Below are 19,683 nucleotides of genomic sequence, written 5' to 3' on the forward strand. Positions count from 1 at the left end.
CGAGTAATGAGAAATTTTTCTAAAGTAACTGCTCTTGCGATTCTTATGTCTGTGTCGGGTGCTACTTTAAGTGCATCTGTTTTAGCAGCGCCAGATTACGCAAAGATTGAAGAGCGTAAAAAAGCAAAAACTAAAATCATGGGCGAGCGTACTGGTAAAAAGGTAATTAAAGCATTTGACTTGTACAACGAAGAAAAAGTTGATGAAGCAATTGTTTTGCTTAGAGAGATTGAACCTTCGAATGACTTTGATAAAGCGACCGTAAATCGTTACTTAGGTAGCATGTACGCTCAAAAAGAAAAGTATGACGAAGCGATTAAGTACTCTAAGCAAGCAGTTGCCCCTGATGTTTTAAACTTTGCTGATCAAGAACAAACTCTAAAACTGTTAGGCGATTTATACGCCGGTACTGAAAAGTATCAAGAAGCCAAAAAAGCTTATGTTACTTGGATGGATTTTACCGGTGAAGAAGATCCTACGGTTTACACGCGTATTGCCCAAGCTAACTATCAGTTAGAGCAATTTCGTGATGTTTTTGAACCAGCAGATAAGGCAATTAAACTTCAAAAAGAACCTAATAAAGGTCCTTACCAATTAAAACTGGGTGCATACTTTGAACTTAAAGATTATGCAAACATGGTTAAGATTGGCGAAGAGATTGTTCGTGTATGGCCTGATGATAAAAAAGCTTGGGTTAGCTTAGGTAAATATTACCTACAAACCGAAGACTATCAAAAAGGTTTAGCAACGATGGAAGTTGCTTACAAGAACGGTTACTTTGAAAATGAAGTTGAGTATAAAGTCTTATCTAACTTTTACTCTCTAAACGAGATACCTTTTAGAGCAGCTGTAACGCTAGAAAAGGCCGTTAAGAGTGAAAAAGTAAAACGTACAAAGCAGAATATTAGCGCGATTGCTAGTAACTATCATCGCTCTAAGGATCTAGAAAAAGCTGCTAAGTACTACGAAGAAGCTGCTAAATTTGATGACGACGCTGAACTTTACCGTAAAGCTGGTTCATTACTTTTACAATCTGAAAAATTCAGTGCTGCTGTTGTTCGTTTGAACAAAGCATTAGAGCTTGGCTCTGATAAAAAAGGTACTATTTATTCAGATTTAGCTGAAGCGTATTACTATCAAGGTAAGTATAAGCAAGCATATGCTGCAATTACTAAAGCTATGGATGACCCTCGCACACGTAAGTTTGCAAAAGGTTGGTCTACATATATTAAAGATAAAGCCGCTCGCAACGGTGTTAAAATTTAATTTTAATTAGCTAAAGCAACTTATAAAAAGCCCCTCTGGGGCTTTTTTTATTGGAACTACTATGTATAAAAAGCTCTCTTTTTCATTACTACTGTGCTTATTTTTAGCTGCATGTTCAAAGCAGCCTCAACCTTATGAGTCATTTGAAGACGCACAAGTTGCTTTAAAAACTTTAAACATGGCACTTGTACAACCAGACGCTAAAAAAATCGATAGGATTACTAAAGAGCAATTGGTCTTTTCTGATGCGTATTTAGTTAAACGTCATACTATTTATCAGAACCTAATGGGTATGGAGCTTAATCTCAATCAAATTGCACAAGTAAACTACTTGGTTATTGCAGAGCGCTTTCCTGAGCGCTATTTTAATTGGCCGGCTCAAGTAGACGTATTAAAAAACATGCTTGCTTTTGAGGGTTCAAAAAGTACGCCGGATAATATTATTACTTGGCTTAAGTTAACCCAAGATACGCTAGACAGTGCTAAACAAAGCAATTTAAAGCTGAATAAAATTGAGCTCACACTACTACAAAGCTATGTATTGAGTGCGATAGGTAGTAATGACGTTCAACCAGCGCTTAAGAGTCATATAAGAGCTTTTAGCGATTATTTAGCTAGTTACAAGCCTAGAGGTAGTGTTGGTCTGAGAGGCCTGCCAAATGGGTCACAGTGGTATCAGAGCAAACTAAATTACTTTAGTGGCGAAGTACATTCACCGCTAGAGTGGGTTACTATTTTAAATGAAAATATAAAAGCATTAGATCGTGTTGCATTCGATAGTAAATTGTCTATTTCTCATAAAAAATCGTTTTTAGTGCAGTATCTATCGGATGAAAAATTAATTGAAGGGCTTGATTGGCAGGCTGATTATCAAGACTTACCTGCAATGGCGAGCAATATGAACATGTCTGATAAAGATAAAACATTGATGCTTGCAATGATGGAATCAGATATTGGCATTCATTACCATGCGTGGACTTTGCCACAGGCAAAGGTAAACCTTATGAAGCGCTTAGAAATCACCCAAGAAGACGCTCAATATTTAGTTGAAGATATAATACTCTACCCAGGGCAATCATTTAGCTTTATACAACAAATTATATAATGATTTGAAAGTGCGCTTATTGTGCGCACTTTGTACACCGTTGAGTTGCGGGGTCTAGTTCAAGTGATTTGGCTGGTATTTTTTCTTCACAGTCGCAGCAGNTAGCCATATTGCCCAATTTCTATTTGGCTGACCGCCGCTTCTAATTTAGTCATGCGACTGATCAAAAACGCATACTCAGGACCTAGCTTCTCTGCTGCACAGTCTAACCATTCATTGTTTGCTGTATTATCTAAAATTTGTATTAAATGCTGATGTGTAGGGTAGGCTGATTTAGAAAGCATAGTTAATATATTTAATTTAATTTGTGCTATTTCATCGTTTAGTCTTTTTTGATGATGCATTATCAGTACAACCTTATTAAATTGGCTTCACGTTATACTGATATTATCTAGAGGCTTTAGGTTAGCCGTTATGATTTGAATCAAGTTGCGGTGCTTTGGCGTATTTATTTAATACGCTTGCCACATCTTCTTTACTTTTTAAACGCCTGATTTCATCAAATAAATCGATCGCTTGCGGGTATTGGCGTTTAAGGTAACCTAGCCATTGCTTTGTACGAGAAGCAAAATACTTTTCATCTTTTGCAGGGTCTTGATGAATAGCAGAGTGGATTAAGTGATAAATAATATGCTCCCATTGAAGGCCATCATATTGTTCATTATTTACATGAGCTTTAATTTTTTTTGCTAAATCAGGGTGCGAAAGGGCGCCACGACCAAGCATCAAATCAGTACATCCACTTCGTTTTTGGCAAAGCATTGCGTCCTCAACTTGCCAAATTTCACCATTGGCAACAACGGCAATATTTTTATCTTTTATTATTGGTGGAATTTTTTCCCAATAAGCTGGCGGGTTATAACCATCACGTTTGGTTCTGGCGTGTATAGCTACACTATTTGCGCCTGCGCTTACCACAGCATCAACAATTTCTTGGCTGTTACTGTCGTCATCAAAGCCTAAGCGAATTTTTGCACTTACTTCATGTTTATCATCTACAGCATCTCGGACTGCTTTAATAATCGTATACATGTGGTCAGGATCTTTAAGCAGTACAGCCCCCCCTCGACTACGATTAACGGTTTTTGCTGGGCAACCAAAGTTAAGGTCGACCCCATGAGATCCTAAAGCAATTGCTCTTACTGCATTTTCGGCTAACGGATTTGCTTCTTGGCCGAGTAATTGAACACGCACAGGAGTACCTGCTCGCGTAAATCCATTATTATGTAGTTCAGGGCAAAATCGATGAAAAACTTTATCAGGTAAGCATGTTTCAACCACTCTTACAAACTCGGTAACGCACAAATCGAACCCACCAATGTCTGTGAGTAATTGGCGCATTTTAAAATCAACGACACCTTCCATAGGTGCTAAAACAAGTTTCATAAGGTGATTAATTTTGATAAAAAACTGGACGCATAGTTTACCTGTAAATCACACATTGATAAATCTGTAATTACCAACCATATTTAATGTAGAAACCGCAAAAGTAAATATTATGAAAATAAATGAAAGTTTTTATTCTTGTACAGGTCTACTTAAGCATACAAGCAATTTAAAATACATTTTTATTGCTGAGATTTACAATACTTGATTAAAGAGAGTCACAAAATGAATACAGTTAAAAAAAATACAATCGCGTTAACTTTAGGTGCAGTAGTTGTTGGCTCTGCAAGCTTTGTATCTGCAGATGTACAAGCCAACCCATTTGAGTTTCAACAATTAGTGACAGGTTACCAACTAGACGCTAAAGAAGGTAAGTGTGGTGAAGGTAAATGTGGCGGCGATGCAAAAGATGCAAAAGCTAAAACAGAAGGTAAGTGCGGCGAAGGTAAATGTGGCGGCGATGCAAAAGATGCAAAAGCTAAAACAGAAGGCAAGTGTGGTGAAGGTAAATGTGGCGGCGATGCAAAAGCTAAAACAGAAGGCAAGTGTGGTGAAGGTAAATGTGGCGGCGACGCAAAAGATGCAAAAGCTAAAACAGAAGGCAAGTGTGGTGAAGGTAAATGTGGCGGCGATGCAAAAGATGCAAAAGCTAAAACAGAAGGCAAATGTGGTGAAGGTAAATGCGGCGGCGATGCTAAAAAAACTAAAAAAGAAGGTAAGTGCGGCGAAGGTAAATGTGGCGGTCGTTAATATCTTATTCTAAATAAGTTATGCTAAAAGGGCCTTAAGGCCCTTTTTTGATAAGTTAGAGGTAGTTATGACACAAATCCAGAGTACAGATTTCGGGATGGTGGGCCTTGGCCTACGACGAGAAATGCTTGATGAACTGCTTGAACACGTACCTAATCAAGTAGATTTTTTGGAAGTTGCGCCAGAGAACTGGTTAAAACTAGGTGGACGCTTTAAAAAGCAATTTAGAACATTAACAGATGCAAATAATTTTGTGTGTCATGGATTATCACTGTCTATCGGTTCACCCGAACCACTGGATGTTGAATTTGTTAAATCTTTAAAAGTTTTTTTTGAAGAGCACAATATAAAAATTTTCAGTGAGCACTTAAGTTACTGCTCTGGTACAGGCCATATGTATGACTTAATGCCTATTCCGTTTACACAAGATGCTATAGCACATGTTGTCCCTCGTATTAAACAAGTACAAGACATACTTGAGCAGCAAATTGCGATAGAAAATGTTTCCTATTATGGCGCTCCTGGACAGCAATTATCAGAGCTCGAATTTACAAATACCATTTTAGAGCAGGCAGACTGCAAGCTTTTACTGGATGTGAATAACATTTATGTGAATTCGATTAATCATGGCTATAACGCACAATCGTTTTTAACTGGGCTGCCTTCTAATCGTATTGCCTATGGGCACGTTGCAGGCCATTATAATGAGGCTGATGACTTAATAGTTGATACACATGGTGCTGATGTCATTGATCCTGTGTGGGAGCTACTGGATAAAGCATATGAAGTGCATGGCGTATTTCCAACCTTGCTTGAGCGCGATTTTAATATCCCTACCATGAATATTTTAACCAAAGAGTTAGATATAATTCATGAGCTACAAGCTAAACACATTACTTCAACTGTTTTAAAACAACGAGCTTAATATAAGCCTTTATAAATATTAAAAGAGTGCCTGGTTATGAGCTTTATTGAAATACAAAACGAATTTATGGCGCATATTCGCGAGCCTAAAAAAAATAAAAAGCCTAGCGGTATCGAAGACAGACGTATGGCCATTTATCGCGACCTATTTTTTAATAACATTGAAGGTTTTATATCATCAGGTTTTCCGGTATTAAAAACCTTATATACAGACAAGCAATGGCTGGTCCTTGTACGCAAATTTTTTAGCGAATATGATTGTCATTCGCCGTACTTTTTAGATATAGCAGGGGAGTTTATTAATTACTTATCAAGTGATTATAAAATGAAAAGATACGATCCCGTGTTTATGCTAGAACTTGCACATTATGAGTGGGTAGAGCTAGATGTATCGATTGCACACGAAGATGAGCAAGAGCAAAAATTACAAACAACAGCGCTTACTAGTTCTGCTTTGTATTTATCGAAAACGGCAAGAAATTTAAGTTATCAATTTCCGGTTCAAAATATTAGCAATCGCTTTAAACCAAAAGAGCCATCACCTCAGCCTAATTATTTTGTTGTATATAGAGATGAAGATGATGATGTTCAATTTCTGGCTACGAATGCGATGACTGCTTTGTTGCTATCAATTATTGAGGCAAGTGATGGAGCGACATTTGACGACGTTTGCCAACAGGTATTCGCTCATGCACCACAATTTAATGCAGATCAAATTGCTCAAGGCGCATTGGTTACCCTCAATGTAATGGTTGAACGCGGTGTAATTGTGACAAAAAATCAAGATTAAGGTCTTTATTGATGATTTTACATCGTCTATTATGGCAGCCTTATTTGTCGTGCTTAATAAAAGGTTGTACCAATGTCAGATGATAAAGACTTTAAAGATCCGTTCAATGCTACTTATTTTCTTGCTTTCTTAGCTGTATTTGCAGGGATTGGTTGTTTAAATGCAATATTAGGCTGGATCACTAGCTTAACTTAAAATGCATAGCGTTTATTAAGGCTGTTGCTTACTTCAGCCTTGAACCACTTTATTTTAATTACCCCCCCATAGTTAATACTTCTTTTATAGTAACGCCAAACTCGCAATTAAAGGTTAGTTAAGGTTATAATCACCTGCTTTGTAATATAAACAATTGAGCAGTTAAAATTATGACTCAAGTAACACCAGCAATTATCAAAAACAGCATAACTACAATTGCTGATTATCCAAAGCCGGGCATCATGTTTCGCGATGTAACCACTTTAATGGCAAATCCAGAAGCCTTTAAAGCAACTATTGACGCGTTTATCGCAGAATATAAAGATCAGGGTTTTACTAAAATAATTGGCACAGAATCACGTGGCTTTATTTTTGGTGCGCCACTGTCTTACGCATTAGGCATTCCGTTTATTCCAGTTCGTAAACCAGGTAAGTTACCACGCGAAGTTATTCGTCAAGATTACTTACTTGAGTACGGTGAAGACACGCTAGAGCTGCATGTTGATGCAATTGTACCTGGCGATAAAGTATTATTAGTTGATGACTTATTAGCAACTGGCGGCACAATTGAAGCCACCGCTAAATTAGTTCATAAACTAGGTGGCAAAGCCACAGATGCTGCATTTGTTGTATCACTACCAGAACTTGGTGGCGAGCAGCGCATCAAAAAAATGGGTATTAAAATCCTAAAATTGGTTGAATTCGAAGGCGAGTAATCGATGAGTTATCAGGTTCTAGCGAGAAAATGGCGTCCTCAAACCTTTCATGAATTGGTTGGGCAGTCTCATGTTAAGCAAGCGCTTGTAAATGCGCTTACACAAAATAGACTGCATCACGCTTATTTATTCACTGGAACCCGCGGTGTAGGTAAAACCACTATTGCGCGTATTTTTGCTAAAAGCTTAAATTGCGACGAAGGTATATCTGCAAATCCGTGTGGCCAATGTAGCAGCTGTTTAGATATAGAAGCAGGGCGCTACATTGACTTACTCGAAATAGATGCGGCTTCTCGTACAAAAGTAGAAGACACCCGCGAAATACTCGATAACGTTCAATATGCACCAACACGTGGACGTTATAAAGTATACCTAATCGATGAAGTTCACATGCTTTCTAAGCACAGCTTTAATGCGCTTTTGAAAACGCTTGAAGAGCCACCAGAGCATGTGAAATTTTTATTGGCGACGACCGATCCTCAAAAACTACCAGTTACTATTTTATCTCGCTGTTTACAATTCAACCTAAATGCCTTGTCGCAAAGTGAAATTAAAACACAGCTTGAACACGTACTTACTCAAGAGCAGCTTAGCTTTGACACTGATGCACTTAGCATTATTTCAAAAGCCGCTGATGGCAGTATGCGTGATGCGCTTAGCTTAACTGACCAAGCTATTGCACAAACAAATGGTGATATTAATAATCAAGCAGTACAAACAATGCTTGGTTTAATGGATACTCATTATAGCCAAAGTTTGCTTGCAGCATTACTTGCACAAGATGGCGCTGCGCTAATGGATGAGATTGCACAGGTGGCAAGTCGTAATCCTAATTATGTTGCATTGCTTGATGATTTAATTGCACTTACGCATTTGACCCAACTAACCCAGTTAGTGCCAGAAGCGGCAGGGCTAGATGAAAAAAATGTAGATTATATTGCTCATGTTGCACAACATACGAGCCCACAACAAATTCAAATTTATTATCAGTTACTGTTAAATGGTAAAAAAGATTTACAATGGGCACCAGAGCCTCGTTTAGGTTTTGAAATGATAATGCTAAGATTATTAGCATTTAAGCCTACAGACGCTCAACAAACTGTACACACAGTAAACGAAGAGCCGGCCCCAAATAAACAAGGCCGCGCAAATGCACTGCGAGATATATTAAATAAAAATAAAACATCGCAAAACACTGTAGCTAGCCAAAGTAGTGCCCCTGTAAATAATACTAAGCCAGTTAGCAATACAGAGCAGCCTAAATCCCTTGAGATAGGGCCTTTACCAAATGTTGCTGCTCAGACATCGAATAATGATGTCGTACAAAGTAATAATGAGCCTGCCCAAGTTGCAGTAGAGCAACCGGTTCAACAAAGTGAAAACGCTTTTGAACAACAGGCTTCAGCTAATGAACAACCACAAACCAATGTTGTTTCGGATGCTCAAGCCCAGCGCCAAAGTGAAGATGAAGCTTACATGCAACATAGTGATGCTGAGCAAACGTTAGCTTCGCAGTTTGACGATATAATGAGTAGCGCTGTAGATCAGGGTTTTAAACCTGCACCTACTGCAAACTCAGAGTCTTCACCAGAGCCCTTAGCAAATCACAATGCAAGTACGCCAATAGCTGAACAAGAAGCGCAGGCGCAATCTGCCATTGCTCGTATTTTACGTGACAGAAACATATCGGGTGCGGGTAGGTTATCAGGCAAGAGTACAAGTACATCTGCAAATAATGTAGCAGTGCAGCCAAGCCAAGCGCCTGCTAAAAAGCCAGAACAGCATCCAAGAATGCCTAAAGCCCAAAGTGTTCATCAAGGTAGTGCAGATACAAGTGCAAGTGAGCTTAATAGCCCTTCAAGTACTGGGTCTGGCGATATCCCTCCTTGGGCAACTGATAGCGAAGGTGAGAGTGAAAAAAAGCATGAGCTCCCAGTAACAGGGGGCCAAACTCAGGCACATAATCACTCCAACATAAAGCCAACTAGTAAGATTGATTTTAAAGCAAAGCACCAAACAATTACTGAAAATCTTGCGCCAGAATTACTTGAGCAAATAAACCCTCAAAAAGCGCCTGAAATAGTGCCAGAGGAAGTAAGTATTCCTGCCCCTGATGATTTTCAAAGCCCAATTAGTGAAATTAGATTTGCACATCAACAAGATGAATGGGCTTATTTAATTAAACGTATGGGACTGGGTGGTCGTATGCGCCAATTTGCATTGCATTCAATATTTACCAAGCAAGGCAACAGTTTACATATAGACGTTGATGAATCACAAAAGCATTTAGATACACCGATGCTTCGCCAAAGATTAGATGCCGCATTGTCGAGTATTTATGAGCATAACGTGTCGTTAAGTATTAATTTTGCTAAGGGAGTTATTGACTCTCCTTATCTTATTCAGCAAAAAATTGATGCAGGTCGTCATCAACAAGCAATCGATGTGATCACATCTGATGAAAACATAGTACAATTTCAGCAAGTATTTAGCGCCGAAATTGACGAAAACAGTATTCAGGCATTGTAATTACTTACAATCGCCCTTATGTTCATGTTAATTAATGTATTAAAAGAAAGAGAGAAAGTTATGTTTAAAGGTGGAATGGGCAACATGATGAAGCAAGCGCAGCAAATGCAAGATCGCATGCAAAAAGCCCAAGACGAAATCGCAACATTAGAAGTTGTTGGCGAAGCCGGTGCCGGTTTAGTGAAAGTAACCATGCTTGGTAACCACAATGTACGTCGTGTTCAGCTTGATGAAAGCCTTATGGAAGACGACAAAGACATGATTGAAGACTTACTTGCAGCAGCATGTAACGATGCTGTACGCCGTGTTGCTGAAGAAACACAAGAGCGCATGGGTAAAGTAACTGGCGGTATGCAATTACCACCAGGTATGAAAATGCCGTTTTAAGTAAATAATGCAACTTTCAGATAGTTTAAATCAGCTTATAGAAGCACTGCGCTGTCAACCGGGCATTGGTCCAAAGTCAGCGCAACGTATTGCTTTTCACTTGCTTGAGCGCGACCGAAAAGGAGGCACTCAGCTGGGCAATGCATTGACTAAAGCAATGACAGCCATAGGGCATTGTCAGTCTTGTCGTACTTTTTGCGAACAAGCTCAGTGCGATATTTGTTTAAGTACAAAACGCCAAGACAGCGGCATATTATGTGTTGTTGAATCGCCTACTGATGTGCTTGCCATTGAGCAAACAGGTCAGTATTTAGGGCTATACTTTGTTTTAATGGGTCATTTATCGCCAATTGACGGTATCGGCCCTAAAGAAATTGGCTTAGACGTTTTAGAGCAAAAACTTGCTCAAGGCGGTATTAATGAGGTTATTTTAGCGACTAACCCTACCGTTGAAGGCGATACTACAGCTCATTATATTGCTCAGCTTTGTCATAAATATAAAGTAGGTGCTTCGCGTATCGCTCACGGTATTCCTGTGGGGGGCGAGCTTGATTTAGTAGATGGTAGAACGCTTATGCATGCTTTTAGCGGCAGGCGTTTAGTTACACAAGACTAGGGCGTGTTGAACTTTGCGGGTTGAAATTTGTTCAATCTAGGGGCGGTTTAATCGCGGCGCGAGGTTTGTAACCTAGTGGGCTAAGTAAAAATCGAGCAACAAAGAGTTAATCGTCCCTAGAAAGAACCCAAAGGGCAGCGCATGTTTGGTATTTATGCTGCGTTATCGCCTATTTATGGGGAATAACCACACTACACAAGCTCTGCCTTGCCTAAAAACCAAACATACTGCTGCAAATTCAACCACGAAAGGTCAGCAGGCCCTAGCTCTAAGTTACTATTTGAAAAGATATTATAAAGGCCTGCATGATTAAATCATGTAGGCTTTTTTGTTTTTAAGGTAAGCTTAGAAACAATCAAATACCAATCCGCAATAATACTTAATCATTTTACGGGGCTAAACGTGTCGCTACCTGCGTTAAAAAATTCCCATTTAGAACAACTAAATAGCGAATTTGTTGCCTAGCTATCAACACGTTTTTTCGCCCTCAAAATAGATCATTTAATTAAACAAATTGGTATAATATATTTTTGGGCTATGTCTCTAATTAGTAAGGAATACAATGAAAGATAATCAACCCTACCAAGGTACATTACTGGGTAGTAAGCGTTTTTTACCGCTTTTTATTACGCAGTTTTTCTCAGCGATAAACGATAACGTGTATAAGCAATCAGTGCTTATTTTATTGATATTCCAGGCTGCAACGCTTGCTGATGGCGCACTTTATTCAAATATTGCTGCTGGGTTATTTATCCTACCTTTCTTTTTATTTTCAGGGATGGCGGGGCAGCTAGCTGAAAAAACAGAAAAATCCAAACTAATCAGAATCGTAAAGCTATGTGAAATCCCTATTATGGTTGTAGGGGCTGTCTCTATTTTAACGCAGTATGTTTGGCTGATGTTAGCCACCGTATTTTTAATGGGCGTACAAAGTACGTTTTTTGGTCCATTAAAATACACTATTTTACCGCAGCACGTAGCCCCTAACGAATTAACAAAAGCGAATGGCTTGGTTGAATCAGGCACGTTTGTAGCAATATTAATTGGTACAATTTTTGGCACCTATTATATTACTCAATCAGTAGGGCCTACGCTTATAAGTATTGCCGTATTAGTACTGGCTGTTATGGGTTATGTGAGCAGTCGCTTTATACCCATTAGTGAGGCAAACGAGCCTAACTTAAAATTTACCTATAATATATTTTCATCCACGAAAAACGTATTTTCAGCACTTAATTCGCAAACAGAATCGGTTGGTAAATCAGTCCTCGGGATCAGTTGGTTTTGGTTAATTGGCGCAATTATTTTAACGTCCCTACCAAATTATGTAAAACACACAATGGGCGGCGATGAACTGGTTGTAACTAGCGCGCTTGTTGTGTTTTCACTAAGTATTGCTATTGGTTCGTTATTATGTGAAAAGCTTTCTCGCTCTCGAATAGAATTAGGAATTGTGCCTTTTGGCGCTATTTTAATTACCTTGTTTTTATACTTACTGAGCCAAGAGAGCGCTATTAGCTCTTATTTACCTCAAAACCTTGAATTATTGACGCTTGAGCAGTTATTAAAAACAGGCGACATGTTGTGGCATTTTGTATGGATGGCAGGCATTGGTATTGGCTCTGGTTTTTACACTGTACCGCTGTATGCGCTTATTCAACAGCGTACTGAAGAGTCGAGTCGCTCACGAGTTATAGCGGCTAACAATGTATTAAATGCACTGTTTATGGTGGGCAGTGCTGTTTTAAGTATTGTAACGTTGTCTGTTTTTCAGTGGAGTATTTCAGAGTTGCTACTGTTACTTGCTGGGCTAAACTTGCTTATATCTGTTTATATTTATACCAAAGTACCAGAGTTCTTTTTACGATTTATTATATATATTTTAGCTATTTGTATGTACAGAGTGCGTACAAAAGGTGAAAGTAATATTCCAGATGAAGGCGCTGCCGTTATAGTGTGTAATCACGTGAGCTTTGTCGATTGGATGTTTATTTTAGCAGCATCACCAAGGCCTATCCGATTTATGGTATTTGCCCCTATTTATTATTCGTCAGCCCTACATTGGTTATTTAAAATGGCCAAAGCTATTCCCATTAACAGTGAAAAAACCAATCCAGAAGCGTTTAAAAAAGCGTTTGACGAAGTGGCTGCTGCGCTTAATAAAGGCGAACTTGTTGGTATTTTCCCTGAAGGAAAACTAACCAGTGACGGCTCTATCGATATTTTTCGCCGTGGAATCGAGCGCATTATTGAGCGCTCACCTGTGCACGTTATTCCTGTGCATTTAGGGGGCTTGTGGGGAAGTATGTTTAGCCGAAAAGCTAAGTGGCAACTACCACGATTAAAATGGTCTTTGGTGTCGGTTGCAGTAGGCACCCCGATTGCTGCTGACAAAGTAGTAGCAGACGATTTACGTGAGCAAGTATTGGCTTTAAAAGCACTTCATTCAAAAGATAGTGACTAATTTAATGATTAACTTAATGGCTAACTCAACATCGCAAACACCTTCAGCACCACACATTATAGTTGATGACTTTGTAGCGCCTAAATGCGACGGGTTTATTGAAATATTATATCAAGATGACGATATTTTATTGATCAATAAACCCAGTGGGTTATTAAGTTTGTCTGGTAAAAACCCCCTTAACTGGGACTCAGTACATTACCGTTTAGTACATGGTCAAAAAGAGTTAACAGCCGCATTTGCTGAGGCAAAGTTACCGCATCGATTAGATTTGGGTACATCGGGCATTATGATTGTTGGATTAAACGCCAAAGCATCAAAGCATCTTAATAAACAGTTTCAGGCGCGCACTATTCAAAAGCGTTATGTAGCGATGCTTGAAGGGTGCTTAGCTGTTGATGTGGGGTCAATTACTGCGCCAATAGCAAAAGATAAACTGCTTTTTCCGCGAGTTAAAATTTGCCAAACGATGGGCAAAGTAGCGGTGAGTGAATACAGTGTGCTTGAGCGGCTTAAACAGCCGTGCAGAACCTTAGTGCAATTTACGCCCGTTACCGGACGTACCCATCAATTACGAATACACAGCCAGTTTATAGGGCATCCAATTTTAGGCTGTGATTTATATAAAAGTGCACAAAGTGAGTACATGGCAGGACGCTTACAATTACATGCCAGCGATTTATATTTTGAACATCCAACAACAGGTGAAAAGATTCATATTAATTGTCCGCACCCATTTTAGATAAACGAGATATTCTATTTTTTCGTTTCACCTTTTTTTGATTTTTCCCTTGAAGTTCTAACACCTCACCCCATATTAAGTGCATAACGCAGACACTTTGCAAATTGGAGATATATAAATGACTGCAGCACAAAAAGAAACATTAGGCTTTCAAACAGAAGTAAAACAATTATTAAACTTAATGATTCATTCTCTTTATTCTAATAAAGAAATATTTTTACGCGAACTTGTGTCAAACGCATCAGATGCAGCAGACAAGTTACGCTTTTTAGCGCTATCTCAAGGCGACCTTTACCAAGGTGATGCCGATTTACGTGTTCGTATTAGCGCAGATAAAGAAGCAAATACAATTACCATTTCTGATAATGGTATTGGTATGACACGTGATGAAGTAATTAGCTCATTGGGTACTATTGCAAAGTCGGGTACTGCTGAATTTTTCAAAAACTTAACGGGTGATCAAAGTAAAGATTCACAGTTAATTGGTCAATTTGGTGTTGGTTTTTACTCAGCATTTATTGTTGCCGATTTAGTAACTGTTCGTACACGTAAAGCGGGTGAAACAACTGCTTACGAGTGGGAATCTCAAGGTGAAGGCGAATACACGCTTCAAGAAATTGAAAAAGAAGGCCGTGGTACCGACATTATTTTACATCTTCGTGATGAAGAAAAAGAATTTGCTGACGATTACCGCCTGCGCGGCATTGTTACTAAATACTCAGACCATATTTCAACACCGGTACAAATGTTTAAAGCAGAAGTACCAGAGTCTGAAGGCGAAGACGGCGAAAAAATTCCAGCAGTACCAGGTGAGTGGGAAAGCATTAACCGTGCAACTGCATTGTGGACGCGTGATAAGTCAGAGCTTTCTGATGAAGAATACAAAGAGTTTTACAAGCACGTAAGCCACGACTGGGAAGATCCACTTAGCTGGGCACATAATAAGGTTGAAGGTAAAACTGAATACACGAGCCTTTTATACATCCCTAAAAAAGCACCTTTCGATTTATGGAACCGTGAACGTCAAAGTGGCTTAAAGCTTTACGTACAACGTGTATTTGTAATGGATGATGCTGAGCAGTTCATGCCAAGCTACCTTCGTTTTGTGAAAGGTTTACTAGATTCAAACGATTTACCTCTAAACGTATCTCGTGAAATTCTACAAGACAACAAAGTAACGCAAGCTATTCGTAAAGGGTGTACATCGCGCATTATTAAAATGCTTGAGCGTATGGCTAAAAACAAAGCTGACGATTACCAAGTATTTTGGAATGAGTTTGGCCAAGTAATGAAAGAAGGCCCAGCTGAAGATGCGGCAAATAAAGAAGCTGTATGTAAGCTACTACGTTTTTCGTCTACTCATACTGATTCAGAAACGCAAGATGTGTCGCTTGAGCAATATGTTGAGCGCATGAACGAAGACCAAGACAAAATTTACTATGTAGTAGCTGATACATTTACTTCTGCGAAAAATTCACCTCATTTAGAGATTTTCCGCAAAAAAGGGATTGAAGTATTGTTACTAAGTGACCGTGTTGACGAGTGGATGATGAGCCACTTAACTGAATTTGCTGATAAGCAACTACAGTCAATCACACGTGGTGATTTAGATTTAGGTAAGCTGGACGACGAAGAAACTAAAAAAGCACAAGAAGAGTCTGAAAAAGAAATGGCAGGCCTTGTTGAGCGTATTAAAACAGCACTAGGTGATGACGTTAAAGAAGTGCGCTTTACGCACCGCTTAACAGATTCTCCAGCATGTGTTGTAAGCGACGACAACGACATGAGCTCACAAATGCAAAAGCTAATGGAATCTGTTGGTCAAGCAGCCCCTGAAGCAAAGCCTGTGTTTGAGCTAAACCCAGAGCATCAACTTGTTAAGCATTTGAATGACGAACAAGATGAAGATAAATTTTCACAGTGGTCACATGTTTTATTAGACCAAGCATTACTTGCAGAGCGCGGTACACTTAAAGATCCAACAGGATTTGTTACTCGCCTAAACAAACTAATGCTTGAACTAAGCAAGTAGTCAGTTAACTATTTAGTTAATAAAAGTATAAATTATATACTTTAAATAAAAGGGAACGTATGTTCCCTTTTTTAATGCGCTGTAAATACATCAACAACTCATCAATTAGTATAAGTTGCTTGAGTATCGGCGGCGCTTGTGGAAGAATTCAGGCTTTAAAATAAATATCCATACTAGGGGACAATAATATGCGCATTATTCTTTTGGGCGCGCCGGGTGCAGGTAAAGGTACTCAAGCTCAGTTTTTAATGGACAAATACGGTATTCCACAAATTTCTACTGGCGACATGTTACGTGCAGCAATTAAAGAGGGCACGCCATTAGGCTTAGAAGCAAAAAAAGTAATGGATGCTGGTCAACTAATTTCTGACGATATTATTATTGGTTTAGTAAAAGAGCGTATTACTAAAGCTGATTGTGAGAAAGGTTTTTTACTTGATGGCTTCCCACGCACAATTCCTCAAGCTGATGCGATGAAAGAAAATGGCGTAGTGGTTGATCACGTTATTGAATTTGACGTGGCTGACGAAGTGATTGTTGAACGTATGGGCGGACGTCGCGTTCATCCTGGTTCTGGTCGTGTTTACCATATTGTATATAATCCACCAAAAGTGGAAGGTAAAGACAACGAAACTGGGGAAGACTTAATTGTTCGCGCTGATGATACTGAAGAAACAGTACGTAAACGTTTAGGTATTTATCACGAGCAAACTATGCCATTAGTTGATTACTACCAAGCAGAAGCTGCTGCTGGTAATACTCAATACCACAAACTAGATGGTACACAAGCTGTTGAAGCTGTAAGTTCACAACTTGGTGAGCTTTTAGGTTAATTATAAAAGCACATTAAAAAACCGCCAATTGGCGGTTTTTTGTTTTAAGGCTGTTTAGCATTGCTTAATCAGTGCTATTTAATCGGCTTTACAACGTTTTAAGTTTCTCAATTACGCTGTTGTATTCTGGTTCAGTTGAAAGGCTACTAACTAATTGTTTATAAATGACGTTATGGCTTTCATCTAAAATAAATACAGTTCGCGTTAATAAGCCCATATCTTTAATAATTAATCCGTATTTTTGGCCAAAATCGCGCCAAACAGAATCTGATAACGTAGTGATTTTATCAATATTTTCAGCTTTGCAAAAACGCTTTTGAGCAAATGGTAAATCAGCACTAATTGTTAGCATTACAACACTTGGAAATTGCGAGGCTACTTTTTCATTAAAATGCTTAGTTTGCAGGCTACAAATACCTGTATCAAGACTTGGCACTACACTTATCAATACAGCTTGGCCTTTGTAATCCTCAAGCGTTACAGGGATGAAGTTGTCATCAACTACTTTGAAATTTGGCGCGCTATCTCCAACAGAGATCCCTTTGCCTAATAAAGTGACTGGTTTGCCTTGTGCAGATACTTTTCCTATGTCTAGCGTGTTTTCTGGGTAATCTGCTGCAATAGCCACAGAGCAAAATGCGCTCAAAGCAAAGGTAAGTGAACGTAACATAAGGTATTTCCTTTTAAATTAACGCAATGGGCGTCAGTGTATTATACTGCGCTATAGTAACCAAGAGATTATACCGCCCTAATGAAGTTGGGATTAGTTCTGCAATATAAAAATTGTAACTGTGCTAAACTTTGATTAACATGAAGTTACAAAATATATCTTCAATAATAAAAATAAAAACCATCATAAAATGATTTTAATGCTCATTACTGGTTTAGAAACAGAGAGATAATATGTCAACATCGGTACTAATATGTGATGACTCAAAATTAGCTAGGCGTCAGCTAGCTCGTTCATTACCTGAAGATTGGGATATTAAAGTTGAATTTGCACTCGACGGCGTTGATTGCATAAAGCAAATAAAGTTAATTGAACCAGAAATACTTTTTCTCGATTTAAACATGCCTGAAATGGATGGGTATGAAGTATTAATCGCTATGAAAGAACAGGGGCTAAACATACTCACTGTTGTTGTCTCTGGTGATATACAGCCAAGTGCACATCAAAGAGTGCTTGAACTTGGTGCTATCGATTTCATTCAAAAACCATGTTCCCCCGAAAAACTAGCCAGCATAATTGAACACCATGGGATTAAAGATAAAGCCATGCGTGAGCGTCTCTCTCATTCGCTAGGAGAGCAAGTCGACCCTGATGTTCGGGATATATACCAAGAGCTCACTAACGTTGCTATGGGACAGGCTGGGGATTTACTTGCACGCCTTCTTAATGTGTTTGTAGAGCTACCAATTCCTAATGTGAATATTTTGGAAGTTAATGAACTCGATATGGCGCTGCAGTCTATAGATAATAATGCAGCTACATCGGGTGTGTGTCAGGGCTTTATTGGTGGTGGCATTTCGGGCGAGGCGTTATTACTTTTAAATGATTCAAGCTTTAAAGAAATAGCTTCTTTGATGAATTATGACGGCGAGTTAAACGATAAAATTGAACTTGAGCTGCTTATGGATATTAGTAATATTTTGATAGGCGCTATTTTAACGGGTCTTTCAAAACAGCTCGATATGTCATTTAGCCAAGGGCACCCAATAGTACTTGGCCAACACAGAGATGTGTCTGAGCTGGTTAAATCAAACAAGTCACGTTGGCAACGCACCCTTGCTATAGAGATTAGTTACGGTATTGAAAACCATGATATAAATTGCGACCTCATGCTGTTATTTACTGAAGATTCACTTAAAACTTTGAAGTATAAAGTTGCTTACCTATTAGAAGATTAAGTTATGGCTGCAGATTTAGAAATGAATGAGATCCATTGGCTTATGGATATGTTTAATACCGTTGATGTAGGCCTTGTAGTACTTGATAGAGATTATAAGGTGTGTGTATGGAATGGTTTTATGGAAAACCATTCAGGGCTTCTACCAAGCGCAGTAAAAGATAAAGACCTATTTGATTTATTTCCAGCAATAGACGAAAAATGGTTTAGAAGTAAATCAGAATCGGTTTTTGTTTTAAAAAACCGCTCTTTTACGATTTGGGAGCAGCAGCCATACATTTTTAGGTTTAAAAATTATCGACCTATTACTGGTAAAGCTGATTACATGTATCAAAATGCGACATTTATCCCTCTTACAAATACGATGGGCGAAGTTAGCCATATTTGTATTATTTTGTATGATGTAACGGATGTCGCGGTAAATAAAAAAGAGCTTGAAGAGTTAAACAAAAAATTAGAACAAGTAAGTCAAACAGATAGCTTAACGCAGCTTGCAAACCGTGGACATTGGGAAGGTACGCTACGCCAAGAGTTTTTAAGAGTTAAGCGAAGTGGTGGCTGTAGTACATTATTAATGTTTGATATTGACCACTTTAAAAAAATAAATGATGAATATGGCCATAGCTGTGGTGATGAATCGCTTCGTCATTTATCTAACTTACTACGTACGACGCTGCGCGAAACTGATGTTGCAGGGCGTTATGGCGGTGAAGAGTTTGCAGTAACATTACTTGATACAGATAAAGAAGGCGCTTTTGTATTTGCTGAGCGTTTAAGGGTATTGATTGAAACTAACCCTGTGAAGTATAAACACTTTGAAATAACAATGACGGTAAGTATAGGGCTGGCTGGTAGCAGTAATGATTTTAAAAATCATGAGCGCTGGATAGAGGCTGCAGATAAAGCACTGTACCAATCTAAAAATACAGGGCGAAATAAAGTAATAGCCTACGAAGATATAAAAAATGACGCTTGAGCGTCATTTTTTATATCCAGAATTTAGGGTTAAATAATACCGTGTTTTTTATAACCTGCTGAGCA

18 protein-coding genes and 1 pseudogene are annotated in these 19,683 nt (G+C 38.7%); 16 read left to right on the forward strand and 3 right to left on the reverse strand.

The annotated features are described in order from the left end of the window. Positions 1–6 precede the first annotated feature (6 nt). Complete coding sequence (locus tag L656_RS0104610) at positions 7–1,266, forward strand: tetratricopeptide repeat protein (protein WP_024598330.1); 1,260 nt, start codon at positions 7–9, stop codon at positions 1,264–1,266. 61 nt (positions 1,267–1,327) lie between these two features. Continuing rightward, positions 1,328–2,371 carry a hypothetical protein gene (locus L656_RS0104615; protein ID WP_024593940.1) on the forward strand — a complete coding sequence of 348 codons (1,044 nt, stop codon included), beginning with the start codon at positions 1,328–1,330 and terminating at the stop codon, positions 2,369–2,371. A gap of 16 nt (positions 2,372–2,387) precedes the next feature. On the opposite strand, the pseudogene L656_RS01000000121925 reads toward L656_RS0104615, so the two are convergent. Both L656_RS01000000121925 and L656_RS0104625 read right to left on the reverse strand, forming a co-directional pair. Then, positions 2,388–2,715: pseudogene (locus L656_RS01000000121925) on the reverse strand (TraR/DksA C4-type zinc finger protein). A gap of 61 nt (positions 2,716–2,776) precedes the next feature. After that, on the reverse strand, positions 2,777–3,757 hold the full coding sequence (locus L656_RS0104625; RefSeq protein WP_007583877.1) for a tRNA-dihydrouridine synthase: 981 nt from the start codon (positions 3,755–3,757) through the stop codon (positions 2,777–2,779). Positions 3,758–3,982: 225 nt separating this feature from the next. Here L656_RS0104625 and L656_RS0104630 point away from each other — a divergent pair, with 225 nt between their 5' ends. The 12 genes from L656_RS0104630 to adk all read left to right on the forward strand — a co-directional run bounded on the left by L656_RS0104630 (position 3,983) and on the right by adk (position 16,735). Continuing rightward, the gene (locus L656_RS0104630) at positions 3,983–4,507 is read left to right on the forward strand and encodes an HvfA family oxazolone/thioamide-modified RiPP metallophore (protein WP_024598331.1); all 525 of its coding nucleotides are present in this window, start codon (positions 3,983–3,985) and stop codon (positions 4,505–4,507) included. A 67-nt stretch (positions 4,508–4,574) separates the two neighbouring features. Continuing rightward, the gene (locus L656_RS0104635; protein WP_024598332.1) at positions 4,575–5,432 is read left to right on the forward strand and encodes an HvfB family MNIO-type RiPP peptide maturase; all 858 of its coding nucleotides are present in this window, start codon (positions 4,575–4,577) and stop codon (positions 5,430–5,432) included. A gap of 36 nt (positions 5,433–5,468) precedes the next feature. Continuing rightward, a complete protein-coding gene (locus L656_RS0104640) occupies positions 5,469–6,221 on the forward strand; it encodes an HvfC family RiPP maturation protein (RefSeq protein ID WP_024598333.1) in 753 nt (250 codons plus the stop codon). Positions 6,222–6,293: 72 nt separating this feature from the next. Further along, positions 6,294–6,416: a hypothetical protein gene (locus L656_RS1000000123600; protein WP_002962301.1), complete on the forward strand. Its 123-nt coding sequence runs from the start codon at positions 6,294–6,296 to the stop codon at positions 6,414–6,416. A gap of 170 nt (positions 6,417–6,586) precedes the next feature. After that, positions 6,587–7,132: an adenine phosphoribosyltransferase gene (gene apt / locus L656_RS0104650; protein ID WP_010553391.1), complete on the forward strand. Its 546-nt coding sequence runs from the start codon at positions 6,587–6,589 to the stop codon at positions 7,130–7,132. Between the two features lie 3 nt (positions 7,133–7,135). Beyond that, positions 7,136–9,661: a DNA polymerase III subunit gamma/tau gene (dnaX, locus tag L656_RS0104655; RefSeq protein WP_024598334.1), complete on the forward strand. Its 2,526-nt coding sequence runs from the start codon at positions 7,136–7,138 to the stop codon at positions 9,659–9,661. A gap of 60 nt (positions 9,662–9,721) precedes the next feature. After that, the gene (locus L656_RS0104660) at positions 9,722–10,048 is read left to right on the forward strand and encodes a YbaB/EbfC family nucleoid-associated protein (protein WP_002962306.1); all 327 of its coding nucleotides are present in this window, start codon (positions 9,722–9,724) and stop codon (positions 10,046–10,048) included. Positions 10,049–10,055: 7 nt separating this feature from the next. Then, the gene (recR, locus tag L656_RS0104665; RefSeq protein WP_008165968.1) at positions 10,056–10,664 is read left to right on the forward strand and encodes a recombination mediator RecR; all 609 of its coding nucleotides are present in this window, start codon (positions 10,056–10,058) and stop codon (positions 10,662–10,664) included. A gap of 562 nt (positions 10,665–11,226) precedes the next feature. After that, positions 11,227–13,128 carry an MFS transporter gene (locus tag L656_RS0104670; RefSeq protein ID WP_024598335.1) on the forward strand — a complete coding sequence of 634 codons (1,902 nt, stop codon included), beginning with the start codon at positions 11,227–11,229 and terminating at the stop codon, positions 13,126–13,128. Positions 13,129–13,132: 4 nt separating this feature from the next. Then, positions 13,133–13,870 carry an RluA family pseudouridine synthase gene (locus tag L656_RS0104675; protein WP_024598336.1) on the forward strand — a complete coding sequence of 246 codons (738 nt, stop codon included), beginning with the start codon at positions 13,133–13,135 and terminating at the stop codon, positions 13,868–13,870. A 118-nt stretch (positions 13,871–13,988) separates the two neighbouring features. Further along, on the forward strand, positions 13,989–15,902 hold the full coding sequence (gene htpG, locus L656_RS0104680) for a molecular chaperone HtpG (RefSeq protein WP_024592695.1): 1,914 nt from the start codon (positions 13,989–13,991) through the stop codon (positions 15,900–15,902). Positions 15,903–16,090: 188 nt separating this feature from the next. Next, positions 16,091–16,735: an adenylate kinase gene (adk, locus tag L656_RS0104685; protein WP_010553395.1), complete on the forward strand. Its 645-nt coding sequence runs from the start codon at positions 16,091–16,093 to the stop codon at positions 16,733–16,735. 88 nt (positions 16,736–16,823) lie between these two features. Here adk and tpx read toward each other — a convergent pair whose 3' ends face one another. After that, positions 16,824–17,405 (reverse strand): thiol peroxidase, encoded by a 582-nt coding sequence (gene tpx / locus L656_RS0104690; RefSeq protein ID WP_024598337.1) that lies wholly within the window; start codon positions 17,403–17,405, stop codon positions 16,824–16,826. 233 nt (positions 17,406–17,638) lie between these two features. Between tpx and L656_RS0104695 the strand changes: the two genes are divergently transcribed. Continuing rightward, positions 17,639–18,643, forward strand: coding sequence for a response regulator (locus tag L656_RS0104695; RefSeq protein ID WP_007584074.1), 1,005 nt, complete (start codon positions 17,639–17,641; stop codon positions 18,641–18,643). Positions 18,644–18,646: 3 nt separating this feature from the next. Continuing rightward, positions 18,647–19,618, forward strand: a complete 972-nt coding sequence (locus L656_RS0104700) for a sensor domain-containing diguanylate cyclase (protein WP_024592692.1) — start codon at positions 18,647–18,649, stop codon at positions 19,616–19,618. Positions 19,619–19,683 lie beyond the last annotated feature (65 nt).

This window comes from Pseudoalteromonas sp. TAE56 (assembly GCF_000497955.1).
Taxonomy (GTDB): Bacteria; Pseudomonadota; Gammaproteobacteria; order Enterobacterales; family Alteromonadaceae; genus Pseudoalteromonas.

Excerpts from the sequence above, each read along its gene's own strand:
- L656_RS0104630 (WP_024598331.1), top strand. The coding sequence starts at position 3,983 with ATGAATACAGTTAAAAAAAATACAATCGCGTTAACTTTAGGTGCAGTA.
- L656_RS0104635 (WP_024598332.1), top strand. The coding sequence starts at position 4,575 with ATGACACAAATCCAGAGTACAGATTTCGGGATGGTGGGCCTTGGCCTA.
- L656_RS0104675 (WP_024598336.1), top strand. The coding sequence starts at position 13,133 with ATGATTAACTTAATGGCTAACTCAACATCGCAAACACCTTCAGCACCA.
- recR (WP_008165968.1), top strand. The coding sequence starts at position 10,056 with ATGCAACTTTCAGATAGTTTAAATCAGCTTATAGAAGCACTGCGCTGT.
- apt (WP_010553391.1), top strand. The coding sequence starts at position 6,587 with ATGACTCAAGTAACACCAGCAATTATCAAAAACAGCATAACTACAATT.
- L656_RS0104700 (WP_024592692.1), top strand. The coding sequence starts at position 18,647 with ATGGCTGCAGATTTAGAAATGAATGAGATCCATTGGCTTATGGATATG.
- L656_RS0104640 (WP_024598333.1), top strand. The coding sequence starts at position 5,469 with ATGAGCTTTATTGAAATACAAAACGAATTTATGGCGCATATTCGCGAG.
- adk (WP_010553395.1), top strand. The coding sequence starts at position 16,091 with ATGCGCATTATTCTTTTGGGCGCGCCGGGTGCAGGTAAAGGTACTCAA.
- L656_RS1000000123600 (WP_002962301.1), top strand. The coding sequence starts at position 6,294 with ATGTCAGATGATAAAGACTTTAAAGATCCGTTCAATGCTACTTATTTT.
- L656_RS0104695 (WP_007584074.1), top strand. The coding sequence starts at position 17,639 with ATGTCAACATCGGTACTAATATGTGATGACTCAAAATTAGCTAGGCGT.
- L656_RS0104660 (WP_002962306.1), top strand. The coding sequence starts at position 9,722 with ATGTTTAAAGGTGGAATGGGCAACATGATGAAGCAAGCGCAGCAAATG.
- dnaX (WP_024598334.1), top strand. The coding sequence starts at position 7,136 with ATGAGTTATCAGGTTCTAGCGAGAAAATGGCGTCCTCAAACCTTTCAT.
- L656_RS0104610 (WP_024598330.1), top strand. The coding sequence starts at position 7 with ATGAGAAATTTTTCTAAAGTAACTGCTCTTGCGATTCTTATGTCTGTG.
- L656_RS0104615 (WP_024593940.1), top strand. The coding sequence starts at position 1,328 with ATGTATAAAAAGCTCTCTTTTTCATTACTACTGTGCTTATTTTTAGCT.
- htpG (WP_024592695.1), top strand. The coding sequence starts at position 13,989 with ATGACTGCAGCACAAAAAGAAACATTAGGCTTTCAAACAGAAGTAAAA.
- L656_RS0104670 (WP_024598335.1), top strand. The coding sequence starts at position 11,227 with ATGAAAGATAATCAACCCTACCAAGGTACATTACTGGGTAGTAAGCGT.
- tpx (WP_024598337.1), bottom strand. The coding sequence starts at position 17,405 with ATGTTACGTTCACTTACCTTTGCTTTGAGCGCATTTTGCTCTGTGGCT.
- L656_RS0104625 (WP_007583877.1), bottom strand. The coding sequence starts at position 3,757 with ATGAAACTTGTTTTAGCACCTATGGAAGGTGTCGTTGATTTTAAAATG.